General features: G+C 53.3%; 9 protein-coding genes and 1 pseudogene. All 10 read right to left on the bottom strand.

Annotated elements, in window-relative coordinates; translation table 11 throughout:
* Positions 1-61 precede the first annotated feature (61 nt).
* Entirely contained in the window at positions 62-1,651 is a 1,590-nt protein-coding gene (locus DI579_RS00345) for a peptide MFS transporter (protein WP_290595558.1), read from the bottom strand.
* A 19-nt stretch (positions 1,652-1,670) separates the two neighbouring features.
* A complete protein-coding gene (locus DI579_RS00340; RefSeq protein ID WP_303678522.1) occupies positions 1,671-2,654 on the bottom strand; it encodes a diaminopimelate dehydrogenase in 984 nt (327 codons plus the stop codon).
* 9 nt (positions 2,655-2,663) lie between these two features.
* A pseudogene (locus DI579_RS00335) lies at positions 2,664-3,781 on the bottom strand (enoyl-CoA hydratase/isomerase family protein).
* Between the two features lie 152 nt (positions 3,782-3,933).
* Entirely contained in the window at positions 3,934-5,391 is a 1,458-nt protein-coding gene (locus DI579_RS00330; RefSeq protein WP_290595562.1) for an MFS transporter, read from the bottom strand.
* Positions 5,361-7,205 carry an ABC-F family ATP-binding cassette domain-containing protein gene (locus DI579_RS00325; RefSeq protein WP_290595563.1) on the bottom strand — a complete coding sequence of 615 codons (1,845 nt, stop codon included), beginning with the start codon at positions 7,203-7,205 and terminating at the stop codon, positions 5,361-5,363. The genes DI579_RS00330 and DI579_RS00325 overlap by 31 nt, the downstream gene beginning before the upstream one ends.
* Position 7,206: 1 nt before the next feature.
* Positions 7,207-8,148 carry a 4-(cytidine 5'-diphospho)-2-C-methyl-D-erythritol kinase gene (locus DI579_RS00320; RefSeq protein WP_290595564.1) on the bottom strand — a complete coding sequence of 314 codons (942 nt, stop codon included), beginning with the start codon at positions 8,146-8,148 and terminating at the stop codon, positions 7,207-7,209.
* Positions 8,149-8,251: 103 nt separating this feature from the next.
* Positions 8,252-9,103 carry a 16S rRNA (adenine(1518)-N(6)/adenine(1519)-N(6))-dimethyltransferase RsmA gene (rsmA, locus tag DI579_RS00315; RefSeq protein ID WP_290595677.1) on the bottom strand — a complete coding sequence of 284 codons (852 nt, stop codon included), beginning with the start codon at positions 9,101-9,103 and terminating at the stop codon, positions 8,252-8,254.
* Positions 9,104-9,185: 82 nt separating this feature from the next.
* Positions 9,186-10,328 carry a resuscitation-promoting factor gene (locus DI579_RS00310; RefSeq protein ID WP_290595565.1) on the bottom strand — a complete coding sequence of 381 codons (1,143 nt, stop codon included), beginning with the start codon at positions 10,326-10,328 and terminating at the stop codon, positions 9,186-9,188.
* A 148-nt stretch (positions 10,329-10,476) separates the two neighbouring features.
* The gene (locus DI579_RS00305; protein ID WP_290595566.1) at positions 10,477-11,322 is read right to left on the bottom strand and encodes a TatD family hydrolase; all 846 of its coding nucleotides are present in this window, start codon (positions 11,320-11,322) and stop codon (positions 10,477-10,479) included.
* A 22-nt stretch (positions 11,323-11,344) separates the two neighbouring features.
* Positions 11,345-13,201 (bottom strand): methionine--tRNA ligase, encoded by a 1,857-nt coding sequence (gene metG, locus DI579_RS00300; RefSeq protein WP_303678521.1) that lies wholly within the window; start codon positions 13,199-13,201, stop codon positions 11,345-11,347.
* Positions 13,202-13,269 lie beyond the last annotated feature (68 nt).

Below are 13,269 nucleotides of genomic sequence, written 5' to 3'. Positions count from 1 at the left end.
GGCGACAGCCCATTACTGTAAGTTATGCGGATATACGCTATATAGGTACCCGAATAAGGTGTTAGTGAATACCCACCATCTTCTTATCGATCCAGCGGCGTAGCAGGAAGAATACCAAGCTCAGAACCATCGTCACAATTCCCAGAATAAGGAAGTATGTTCCTGTGGAACTGGGGTTATCGACATCCGTCAACTGGGCTAATGAACCAGACGCTGCGGATCCAATAGCGACTGATAGGAAGAAGAGCGCCACCATTTGGCTGTGGAACGCCTTGGGAGCTAACCGTGTCGCCAGGGAATTACCTACTGGGGAAAGGAAAAGCTCACCGATTGTCGCAACAAAGAGGAGGAGCGCGACAGATCCGATGGGAGCTTTATCCATGCGGGCAAAGGGAACAAACACCAGGAAGGATAGCCCGCAGAAGAAGACACCCCATGCGAATTTAGTGGAGCTGTGCGGCTGACGGGTACCGAGCTTCTGCCACAAGGCCGCCATAATAGGTGCGAAAATAATGATGAAAATGGGGTTGATGGACTGCACCACACTTGGCGGCAGTTGGTGCCCAAAGCAGGACAGGTTGAGACGCCGGTCCGCGAACGCTGGCAGAATCGTAAACTGCTGCTGGTAGAGGGACCAGAAAAGAGCGGACGCGATAAACAGCGGAATGAATGCGATAACGCGGGAACGCTCCACCTCAGTGATCTTCTTACTTGTCAATATGACAATGAAGAGACCCACTGCGCAGATGACGGTTAGCACAGTAACCACAGTGGAGAGGTTGTCGAGATTCACCCATCCTATTGCGAATACGCCCCAAATGATGAGGATACCGGCAACAAGACCGATTAGAGACAACCATTTCTGTTTACGCGGTAGCGGGTTGGGAACTTCCCGTCCGGCATTTCCAATAGTGCTCTTCGCTAACAGAAGATACTGCATAAGGCCAATAAACATACCGATAGCGGCAAGTGCGAATGCCCAGTGGAATCCGCCGGCGCGCTGCACAATACCGGTAAGAATAGGTCCAATGAAGGCACCGATATTAATACCCATGTAATACACGGAGAAACCGGCATCTTGGCGAATATCGTTTTCATCGTATAGATCGCCGAGGACGGTCAACGATGCAGCTTTCAATGTTCCAGCACCGAAAGCAATGAATATGAGGCCGACGACAACACCTGTCAGACCGTGTAAAACAGCCAATGAGAGGTGGCCCAACATAATGATGAAGCCTGCACCCACAAGGCTGCGGGCGGCACCAAACCACCGGTCTGATATCCAGGATCCAATAATAGATGCTAGATAAACTAAGCCGCCGTATGCGCCCACAATGGAGTAGGCAATTTCTTTGGAGTAGCCAAGGCCACCGGACGTCACCGAGTAATAGATGTAGAAGGTGAGGATGGCTTGCATGCCGTAGAAGCTGAAGCGCTCCCACATTTCTACTCCGAAGAGATTAGCTAATCCCATTGGGTGGCCGAAAAAGGTACGTGGCTTGCGCTTTTTACGAGATGCCATGGCATCAGCGGTACCAGCAGCGCCAGTGGGGTTAGGTGTAGAGGCAGCGACGGAATCCGTGGCTACTTCCGGAGTAATTACTGAGCAGGCTGTAGAACCTGCTGTAGGAGGGTTGGGATCATCGGACATGTGGAAACCTTATTGATATTTAGAGGAAGTTAGCGCGTAATTCGCCAGCGCTAATAGGAGCGTAGAGGGCTGGGGCAATATCGAGGACGGTACGGCAGCCTCGTTCATCGGCAGCAGCCAGACGCGCGGTGGCACGCGCAGTAGCCGTGAGCATGGATCCTGTAAATTCAGGGTTGGAGTCTAAGGACAGAGTGAAACTATACACCTGGGTGGTATCTTCGCTCGTTTCTCCAGAGCGAATCACCTGACCACCGTGTGGCATAGTGGAGTGATCACGGATAAGTTCTTCTTCACTAATAAACGTAACGGTTGTGTCGTAATCAGCGAAGTAGTTTTCCATGGTAACGATAGCTTTTTCGATGGCGGCTTTATCGGCGCCTTCTTCTGCTACCACGTAGCATTCCCGCAGGTGCTTTTCCCGGGCGCTGAGAGTGGGACGTTCACCCGCTTTAATGCGGTCCACTGCAGTTTGAACAGGCACCGTGTACTGCTTGGCGTCCTTAACACCCGGTATGCGGCGGATAGCGTCAGAGTGGCCTTGTGAGACACCGCGACCCCAGAACGTGTAGGTACTGCCATTGGGGAGGACAGATTCGGCGATAACTCGGTTAATGGAGAAGAGCCCTGGGTCCCAGCCGGAGGAAATGACTGCTACATGGCCATTGTCGTGTGCAACCTTGTCCATGTCAGCATAATGCTCAGGAATTTTGGCGTGAGTGTCGAAGGAGTCCACGGTGTTGAAATAAGCGGTAACAGCTGGGCCTTGTTCCATGAGGTCAGTGGCGGAGCCGCCACAGTTTACACAAACATCAACCTTATCCTTGTAGTCAGGCATATCCTTGATGGATACAGCCTTGCCGGAAACAGTATCTAGCTGTTGCGGATCACGTCGAGTAAAGATGGCGACGAGTTCCATATCGGGGGCGGCTAGTACAGCCTTTTCTACGCCACGACCAAGGTTTCCATAACCATTAATAGCAACGCGGATGGGATTGATAGTCACCGTATTCTCCTAGCATGTATAGAGGGTATCCATATCTACTTCATCTAAAGTAGGAGGATCCCAATTTTTAAAAGCTTTTTTATCAACAAGTTTAGCCCGCACACCATTCCGGAAATCACTGCGATGACATAAATAGCGTGCACCTAAACGGTATTCTTGCTGGACTGCGCTACGAACATTGGCGCACTTACTACTTCTCTCAATAACGAGAAAAGTACCTTGCAAAGCCGTGGGGCTACACCCCTGCATCGCAGAAAGTGCTTCTTGTGCCCACGTGCCATAGCGGTGAGTAGTAATTCCGCTCTGCAGACGTGACATGATCTCCGCTACTGACGAAGCCGAGAAGACTTCGTCAACCTGCTGAATAATCTTTTGCAAACTCGCTTGTTCCACAGGCAGTTGCGCGCGGCGGGAAAGATAGTTCGTAATAGCGGCAGCTGCCGTACCAGGTTCATACTGCAAATGCAGCAACTCTTCTTCGAGAGTAGGGAACTCGTGGGAGGGAACATAATATCCTACAAGTCCGCACCACAGCGCGTCAGCGGCATTCAACCACCGTCCGGTGAGAGCAAGATATCTGCCTAGGGCCTTGTCCGCCTGGCCGTCCTTCCCCCGCAGATGTGGCAAAACCCAACTCATGCCTGCATCAGTGCAGAACCCGAGTCCAGCCTCTGGCATTGCCATCAGGGTTTTTCGCTAACCACCATAAACTGCCCGTTGGCACTAATACCAAGGCCACCACCAATGCAGTAACCGTCAACTAGGGCAATATATGGCTTGGGAAATTCGGAGATAAAAGCGCACAAATCGTACTCGATGGCGAAGAATTCTTCCGCACGAGCAGCATGCCCTTCCTCATAGAGATCGGCTATCTTCCGAACATTGCCGCCGGAGGAAAAGGATTTCTCGCACAGCGATGTCACAAGAACGTAATCAATGCGCGGATCATCGGCTGCCTTGTGAAGGTGGTATCGCATGGCGCGCGCTAATCCTTCGTCGAAGGCGTTGAGCGTGGCACCATTATTGAGTTGTAGATGTAAACAACGCTGAGAGACAGTAGCGCTAATCCGAGCATCAGGTTGATCGACACTTGTCGATCTAGAATATCCATCCTGATCTGCGGTCATCCTTATCCTTTACAATCCTTCACACATTTTCACGTTTTACGCTTTTTATGCTGCCCCAACCATCACTAGGATGCCGCACGGCATCACTGGCAGTGTTATTAAGGTTATGAAGCGCTACTAAAAAGTGGTACTAAAACTGTTTTTTTAACAGTTTACTCCGTAGAGCTATCTGGGACTGAACCGGCACTGGACACACGTACAGGCAATTGCCCAACGTTAGTGCGAGCCGCGGCAATAATACCGAGGATGCTGTAGACAAGTGGCACCAGTGTGAAAGCGAGAATAGCGTGCAGCATACTGCTTTCCACCAATGCTCCAAAAAGCACACCGCCTAATGCCAATGATGTTGATGTTCCCAACTGCTCTGCCATAGAGAGAGAAGCCGAATTGTTACCAATCTCACCAGGCTGCGAAAGTGTCAACACCATTACGCTAGCGAGCGGGTAAGCGACACCAATGCCAAAACCAGCAATCCCCCACCCGACAATAGCAACCGCTAAAGGAACCTGCTGTAACGCCAGTGTAAAAGTAACAACGATACCTGCTGCTCCACTCGCCATTCCTGTTGTCAATATTTTCGTCCGATTAAGATTTTCCGGTAGTCGCGCTTGTAAGAAAGAAGCGATCCCCCACGTCACCGAGCCAGAAGCAACAAGCAGACCCGATTGCGTAGGACCAACATGGCGAAGAGACTGGCCAATAAGGGGAATATAGGACTCCATAGAAAAGTAACAGCCAGCAAGGAAAAGACGCGACGCAATAACTGCGGGTAACCCCTCTCGCATTGTCAGAGTGTGGGGCGGAACAAGTTTGCGGGCAGCCACTATCAGTACTGCCATAATGACAATAACTCCCACCACAACAAGAACAACTTTGCCCTCTTGGATAAGCTCACCTGCTGGCTGTAACACACAAATACACACGGCGATGATAAACGCCCGAAAAACCCTCTCTCGCCACTCTTTACCGGTAAGGTTCTGCTCTGCTGCACCACCATGCGAGCGCATACCAACCAGTGTGATGACCGTGGCGATAACAAAAATGGGAGCGACGCCCCAGAATGCCCACCGCCATCCCACAGTATCCACTAAAAGCCCTGCTATAGCAGGCCCTATAAGAGCAGGCAATATCCAGGACATGGCATTGACGGAAAACATTCTGGCATGCAAATGCGGAGGGAGTTCACGCCCAATAATGACGTAGGAACTCACGTTAACCAGCCCCACACCAATCCCCTGAATAGCGCGTCCTACCAGGAAAAAGGGCATAGTTCGGGCAAAACCTGCGAAGAGGAGACCCGTCATCATAGAAACCGCGCCAACGGTAATGGGGATACGTGGACCCTTTTGGTCCGCCCAGGGACCTGCCAGCAAAATACCAATGATGGAACAGGCAACTGTAATAGCAACTGCTGACGAGTAGGAGCTCATGGCGTTAAGTTCACGAGCCACCGTCGGCATAACAACACTGACGGCAACTACTTCAAACCCAGATGCCACCATATACAGGGCAAGACCGGGAACTATCCATTTGAAGTTTCCGGTTAATAACCCCACGGGTTTTTCCGTCGATGATGGTGTCATTCCAGGGTTTCTGCCTTTTCCAGCCACTCCATCTCCACTTCGCTTATCTCGTCGAGGACACTTTTCAGTTCACGATCGAGGTCGGCTAATAAATCAGTATCAACAGGTGTTGCGCTCGCTGCTGTCGCTAATTTATCGTGCAACTTTTTCTCTTGTGTGCGCAATTTCTCCAGGCTATGTTCTAGCCGTCTCAGGTCTTTCTTCACAGCGCGTTCTTCTGCTGACCCACGCACTAGACCACCGGCGGTAAGCTGCGCTTCCTGCGATGAGGTAGCATCTGCTGCTTCTGCCCCCAATTGCGCTGCCTGCAAACGAGTAGCATTCTCCGCCATCTCTGCTCGACGTTCTAAGTACTGTTCAATTCCACGTGGAAGATTGGTGAGTTTACCGTCGCCGAATAGTGCCCACGTGGAATCACAAATACGTTCAATTAAGTAGCGGTCGTGGGATACCACCACCAATGTTCCTGCCCACTGGTCAAGCAGATCTTCTAACTGTTGGAGAGTATCGATATCTAGATCGTTAGTGGGCTCGTCCAGTAGTAACACATTGGGTTCGTCCATAAGGATACGGGTGAGCTGCAGGCGTCGTCGCTCACCGCCGGAGAGGTCTTTAACTGGGGTACGCTGGCGCGCTGGCTGAAATCCCAAGCGTTCCAATAATTGTGATGCTGTTAGTTCATTTTTTCCGATGGTGACGCGGCCCGCCACATCTTCCACTGCCTGTAGTACAGTGCGGTCGGTGGGGAGGTCATTAAGTTCCTGCTTTAACCATCCAATATGCACAGTAGGGCCTTGCACACGCTTACCTGCGGCAAGTGGATAGTCCCCCGCTAGTGTGCGCAACAACGTGGTTTTACCAGAACCGTTGACGCCCACTAAGCCAATGCGTTCACCCGGCGCCAGCATCCAGTTGAGATGTTCCACGAGGACGTCTCCGCTGGGGCCAACCAGTTTGCCATCAAAGAAATCGATGACGGTTTTCCCCAGCCGTTTAGCCGAGAATTTCATAAGCTCAGCACTGTTACGGGGCTCTGGGACGTCCTCAATCAGCGCTTCGGCGGCTTCAATTCGGTAGCGTGGCTTGGAAGTACGGGCGGGGGCACCGCGACGCAACCAGGCTAGTTCTTTCCGCATGAGGTTTTGTCTGCGTTGTTCGGTGGCAGCTGCTTGGCGGGCGCGTTCCGCACGGGCGAAAACCCAGTCGTTGTAGCCACCGTCGTACATATCGACCTGCCCATCGTGTACTTCCCAGGTGCGGGTTGCGATGGCGTCAAGGAACCAGCGGTCGTGTGTGACAACAACAACTGCGCAATGGCGGGAAAGGAGATGGTCGGCCAACCACTGCACGCCTTCCACATCAAGATGGTTGGTGGGCTCGTCGAGAACGATGAGGTCAAGTTCTTGAATAAGTGCGGCGGCAAGTGCGACACGGCGTTTTTCCCCACCGGAAAGTTGCTCTACGGGCGTATTGAGTCCGAGGTTTCCAATGCCGAGACCAGCCATTGTGGTACGGATACGGGCATCGGAAGCCCACTCATAGGAATCCAGTCCCTGGCTGGCGAGGATCGCTTCCCCCACAGTGGCTCCGGGTGGGAGTGGGGATCGCTGCGTGACGACGGCGAACCGTAGGTTGCTGCGGCGTGAGACGCGCCCGCTATCGGGTTCCTGTAACCCGGTGAGGATCTCGAGGAGGGTTGTTTTTCCTCCTCCGTTGAGGCCGACAATACCGATGCGGTCGGTTTCATTAATACCGAGTGAGACGTGGTCAAGTAATGGCTTTAAGCCATAGCTGAGGGACACATCCTCACAGTTAATGAGGTTAATAGGGGCATTGGGCACGTTAGTTTGCCTGTTCTTCGATAGTGGCGCCGGGGACGGGTCCGAATCCAGTGCGGACGGCATTACAGACACCAGCTCCGGCAAGTTCTGCGGAAACAGCGAGGGCACTGTCAGCATCTTTACAGAGGAAAGCACAAGTAGGGCCAGATCCAGAGACGATACCGGCGAGGGCTCCTGCTTCTTTTCCCACACGGAGGGTGTAGCGAAGCTCGGGGTAAAGGCTGATAGCAGCTGCTTGTAAATCATTGCTGAGGTGGGCAGCGATAGTTGTGAGATCGCCAGCTGCGAGGGCCTGTAAAAGGGTATCTGGGTCTCCCCCCGAGTGTGAGTTCTTGAAGTCCAGTGTGGTGTTCCGCGCATGAAGACGATCGTATTCACGGAATACCGCAGGGGTGGAAAGACCTTTTTTAGCAATGGCCAGCACCCAGTGAAGAGGCGCGCGGTGTAAAACGGGTAGCAGTTGTTCACCCCTACCCTTTCCAAGAGCACTTCCTCCCACCATACAGAAAGGTACGTCGGAGCCAAGTTCTAACGCCATATCGAGAAGAGTCTGTTTTTCTAGCCCTGCTTGAAAGTACTCGTTACAGGCGATGAGGGCGGCTGCTCCATCCGCTGAGCCTCCTGCCATTCCTCCGGCAACCGGAATGTTTTTGTCAATATGTAGGGCTATACCGGGGTGAGCACCACACGCGTCGGCAACCAGTTCGGCAGCTTTCCAGACAAGATTATGAGAGTCGCGGGGGACTTCTTCGGCACTTTCGCCGGAGACTGTGACACAAAGGTGGTCTGCTGTAGAAACAGTGACGGTATCGCGCAGTGATAAGGCACAGAAGACTGTTGTGAGTTCGTGGTAGCCGTCAGAGCGTACGCCATTAACCCCTAGGTGCAGATTCACCTTTCCGGGGGCAGATACGGAAACCGGGGGTCTTACAACGGTGAGCACTCCCCTAGATTACTACGCGTCCTGCATAAAGCGGAGGTTCCAGAACACGATAGGTACACCCGCTCTGCCATGATTCTCTGTCGCAACTCTCTGCAGCAGCTTCCTACAGTAGCGATGCCCCGCATTGTGCTAGCCGCACGTAATCGGCCGCGGTCAGCCTCTCCCCTCGCAATGTTGGATCAATGCCGGCTGCTTTCAGAAGGTGCTCCGCCGCCTCTCCACTACCTGTCAGGGGTTTGAGGGCAGCACGAAGTGTTTTGCGACGCTGCGCGAACGCAGCATCGGTTATTGTCCACACTGCCGCATGTAAGTCGGCATCATAGGGATCCCAGGGAGCAGTTTCCTTCTCGAAGGCAGTAATTCGTACAAGCCCAGAATCAACATTGGGAGCCGGCCAGAAGACATTGCGTCCAATTGCTCCCGCACGCGAGACAGTCCCGTAAAAGTTGGCTTTGACGCTGGGGACACCGTAAATGCGGCTGCCTGGTGTGGCAGCCAATCGATCGGCTACTTCTGCCTGCACCATCACCACTGTAGTCCGCAAGGAGGGGAGAATATCTAGCATGTGTAGCAGTACGGGTACCGCAACGTTATAGGGAAGATTAGCGACGAGCGCAGTGGGGGCGGGGTGGCCTGTGTGAAGAATTTCCTCCGCAGTTACGTGCATAGCGTCTTTGGTAATAACGCGGAGAGAAGCTTCGGGGGCGTGGGATTGAAATGTTGTTGGGAGTTGCTCTGCTAATCGTGGATCGATCTCCACAGCTGTTACTTGGGCGCCGGTTTCTGCTAACGCCAGTGTGAGCGATCCCAGACCTGGACCAATTTCTACGACCGTATCGTGTGGTTTTAGGTGGGCTGCCGCCACAATTCTGCGTACCGTATTGGGGTCGATGACGAAATTCTGGCCGAGGGTTTTGGTGGGACGAATATCTAACGTATCCGCCAACTTACGGATCTCGGGAGCAGTTAATAAGTCAACATGTGGGGTATGGGGAGATTGAAGACTATGGGAAGCATCAGCCACAACTATGCCGCCTTTACCGCAATCCCATACCAGCAGTGCAGGCTGGCCATGCGCCCCATCCTTGGGAATCCCGTACCTTTTCTGCTACTGCAATTTGTTGTTCGCGGGTGGCCAGGTCAGCTCGTGGAGCGTAGGCACGTCCGCCATGTGCTTCCCAGGTTCCTTGCGTGAACTGCAGGCCGCCAAAGAAACCATTGCCATTGTTAATACCCCAGTTACCGCCTGCTTCGCACTGTGCAAGACGGTCCCAGATTTTATCGATCTGCTGGGATCCTACTTTTACTGTGGCCTTACCGGGTTTATCGGTGACGATGCGTTTAATGAGAATCCGTTTAATGACCTTACCGTGTTTATCAAAAACAAGACGCTCAGTGAGAACTGCTTTACCAGGCTTGCCATGTTTAATGACGATGCGAATTCCCTGCAGATGGGTGGGATCCTTAATGATCCTCTCCGTAGGTTTAAGGGAGACAACTCTTTCCCGCACCATATCTCCGTGGCGGATAACCCTAATTTTCATATTGGGGGTCACTGTCGCATTGCGGGAGGGGGTCACTTCGTCCGAGTTACGCAACGGGGTGCCAAGTTTTTCCAAAGCCTCCCGAACGGTGAAGGCTCCTACTTTGACACACATAGGTTTATTGCCAAGATCAGATAGCCAGACAGTCTGCGGCTTAATAGCTTTTACTGTTAAACCACTAGTGGGAATACGTTTTTCAGTTGAGACATTAAGACCGTAGCTAGGGTTAAAATTCTTTACTTCTTTTATCGCGTCTTCTACGGTGTAGGCAGTTGTCTTAATGCTAATTTTTTCTACTTTTTCGTTTTCCTTATTACCTGTCTGAATTTCCAGGTTAAAGGGACGCTGCTTCTGATACGTAATGGTGTCATTACCCGCTACGCGCGTGTCGGAAGAAGGTTTAACAAGGTCCCCCGGCGCCACTGTGTATCCTTGCGCCGCTAGTATGTCTTTGACGGTGTGACTGTATGTATTAACAGTAGATTTTTCACCGTCCACAATGAGTGTGATGGAGCGATGGTAGGCCATGCTGACACCAGCGGAAATCGTCACCGCAACAAGTGCGACGGCAAGCAGAATACGCCACACGGGCTGGACACGGCGGGACGATGCACGGTGCTGACCAGTGTCAGACATAACAGATCTCCTTGGTAACATCTTTCGGAAATACTGGGAGTAGCTACCTGTGGAAGTAACTATCTTGCGCAGTGGTAAGCAGTTGGCGAAATCTCATTCGCACTTTTATAACGATAACGTAACGTTACCAGGTGAAGTGCCTCTAGTACTACTTAACGGGGAACGGTATCCCATACACACGGCAAGCATTACGCGTCGTCAATTCAGCAAAATCCGTGGGGGACATACCAATAACCTCCGCTAGGCGGTAGGCCGTGTACGCCACATATTGCGGTTCATTCTTTGCCCCACGAAAAGGCTCTGGTGTGAGGTACGGCGCATCCGTCTCCACCATGATGCGATCATGCGGGAAAACTTGCACTGCCTCCCGCAACTCCGCATTGGGCTTGAACGTCGTAGACCCTCCAAACGTTGCATAAAAGCCGCGTTCAGCGCAGCGATGCGCCATCTCTACGCCGCTGGAGAAACAGTGAATAATTGTTTTCTCCGGGGCACCCTCATCGTCCAGAATACGAATGAGATCCGCATCCGCGTCACGCGCATGGATCATCACTGGTTTACCGACCTTTTTAGCGAGATCAATATGCCAGCGGAAAAGTTCCTCCTGCTGCACTTGTGTGGCGGTAGTCTCCGGTTCACGCTCAATCCAGTAGTAGTCCAGTCCGCACTCCCCCACTGCAACAACACGCGGATGCTGCACGAGCTCCGCCAGCCGTACCCGTCCCGCTTCATCAATTTCGTGGGCATCCATGGGGTGTTGGGCAAGCGCTGCCCACACGCGACTATCCGACTCCGCCGCCATCAGCGCATTATCCACACTGTTAATGTGGCAGCCTACCGTGACTGCCGCGACAACGCCGACAGCCTCTGCCCGATCCATTAGCTCATGGACGCCTTGCGGGTCAGTCCCGCCGCAGGAATCTAGGTGTGTATGGCCATCAATGAGGGGGAAGAGTGGTTCTGCCGGTACAGGTTCGCGACGCTTCTTACCCATAACGTGCTCCTAAAGCTGGATCCTAATGCTGTACGGGTGCCCACTCGGGGCCAGTCTCGCCTAGTTCCGGATCAAGTTTCTGGAAGATGGGCTTCGGCTTCGCCAACGGAGTTCCGGGCACAATCTCATGCCGCTCCCAAGAAGCAAGCTCATTGGCGTAATCACCCATAATGACGGGGTATTCACGGCCCGGCGCGGGAACACCGGCGCCGACGGGGGAAACCGGCATGTCGTCAACAACCTCATGGATTTCTGGCTGTGCAGCCCACACACCTTCGCCACCCAGCTGTTCGAAGATTTTTTGGGATGCGTTCGGCATGAAGGGCGTCATCATGGTGTTGGCGTCTTGGACGGCCTGCAGTGCAGTGTGAAGGACGGTCGCTAGGCGTTCTTCTGCCTCCGCAGCTGCCGCACCGCCTGCTTTTACGTCTTTCGCAATCTTCCAGGGTTCCTGGGCGGCAATGTAGCGGTTAGCGCTGGCCACGTAGTGCATGGCTTCGGTAATGCCGGCTTTGAAGTGCGAGTGCGCCAGATTCATGCCGATAGTCTGGAAGGCCTCTTCGGCTTGTTTCCGCAGTTCCATGTCGGCGTCGGTGAGGGTGCCGGGGGTGGGGATTTTTCCGAAATTCTTGTGTGCCATGGAGACGGTGCGGTTGACGAGGTTACCCCACTCGTTGGCAAGCTCACTGTTCGTGCGGCGTACGTATTCGTCCCAGGTGAAGTCAGTGTCCTGGTTTTCCGGTCCGGCAACCGCAATGAAGTAGCGTAATGCGTCAGGGCCGAAGTCTTTCAGGAAGTCCTTCACATAGATGACGACGCCGCGAGAGGAGGAGAACTTGGATCCGGACATGGTGAGGTATTCCGAGGACACAACCTCCGTGGGAAGGTTGAGGTTCCCCAGCATGCCGTGTTCGCCCTGCCTACTGCCGTGGCCGTTGTAGGCGAGGAGTTCTGCCGGCCAGATTTGGCTGTGGAAGGTGATGTTGTCTTTACCCATGAAGTAGTAGCTGAGGGCTTCGGGATTGTTCCACCATTTGCGCCACGCATCCGGGTCGCCAATACGGTACGCCCATTCAATGGAGGCAGACAGATATCCCACCACAGCGTCGAACCACACGTATAGACGCTTATCGTTGCGATCCTGCCATCCTTCAATAGGAATAGGAATACCCCAGTCGATATCGCGGCTCATAGCGCGGGGTTTAATATCGTCAAGAATATTGAGGGAGAACTTCAATACGTTGGGACGCCAGTCTTTACGGCCACGCAGCCAGTCCCCCAAAGCGTCTGCTAGCGCGGGGAGGTCAAGGAACCAGTGTTCGGTTTCCACAAACTTGGGGGTTTCCCCATTGATCTTTGACACCGGGTTAATAAGGTCAGACGGATCCAGCTGGTTACCGCAGTTATCGCACTGGTCACCACGAGCACCCTCATATCCACAGATGGGGCAGGTGCCCTCAATGTAGCGGTCAGGTAGGGTGCGGCCAGTGGAGGGGCTGATAGCGCCAGTAGTTTTCTTGGTAAAAAGGTACCCGTTCTTGGCGACGGTGCGGAACATCTCCTGCACTACCGCATAGTGGTTGCGGGTAGTGGTACGGGTGAAAAGATCGTAGGACAAGCCGAGTCCGGCAAGGTCGTTAACAATGACCCGGTTGTAGCGGTCGGCCAGATCGTGGACATTCATGCCTTCCTTGTCTGCTTGGACAAGGAGTGGGGTGCCGTGTTCATCGGTGCCGGACACCATGAGGACGTCGTTTCCCACCATGCGCTGGTAGCGGGAGAAAACGTCGGAGGGGACGCCGAATCCGGAGACGTGGCCGATATGGCGGGGTCCGTTGGCGTACGGCCAGGCAACAGCGGTAAGAACAGGCTTAGTCATGTGTCTCATTCTAGGCAGTGACCGGCTCTAAAGCCTAGTTAGCCCATGGGAAATGGGAGCGCTGGGAA

This window comes from Lawsonella clevelandensis, from assembly GCF_003241315.1.
In the GTDB taxonomy this organism is placed as follows: Bacteria; Actinomycetota; Actinomycetes; order Mycobacteriales; family Mycobacteriaceae; genus Lawsonella; species Lawsonella clevelandensis_A.
This window is presented reverse-complemented; position numbering and strand designations above follow the sequence as displayed.

Excerpts from the sequence above, each read along its gene's own strand:
- DI579_RS00305 (WP_290595566.1), bottom strand. The coding sequence starts at position 11,322 with ATGGGTAAGAAGCGTCGCGAACCTGTACCGGCAGAACCACTCTTCCCC.
- DI579_RS00345 (WP_290595558.1), bottom strand. The coding sequence starts at position 1,651 with ATGTCCGATGATCCCAACCCTCCTACAGCAGGTTCTACAGCCTGCTCA.
- DI579_RS00310 (WP_290595565.1), bottom strand. The coding sequence starts at position 10,328 with ATGTCTGACACTGGTCAGCACCGTGCATCGTCCCGCCGTGTCCAGCCC.
- metG (WP_303678521.1), bottom strand. The coding sequence starts at position 13,201 with ATGACTAAGCCTGTTCTTACCGCTGTTGCCTGGCCGTACGCCAACGGA.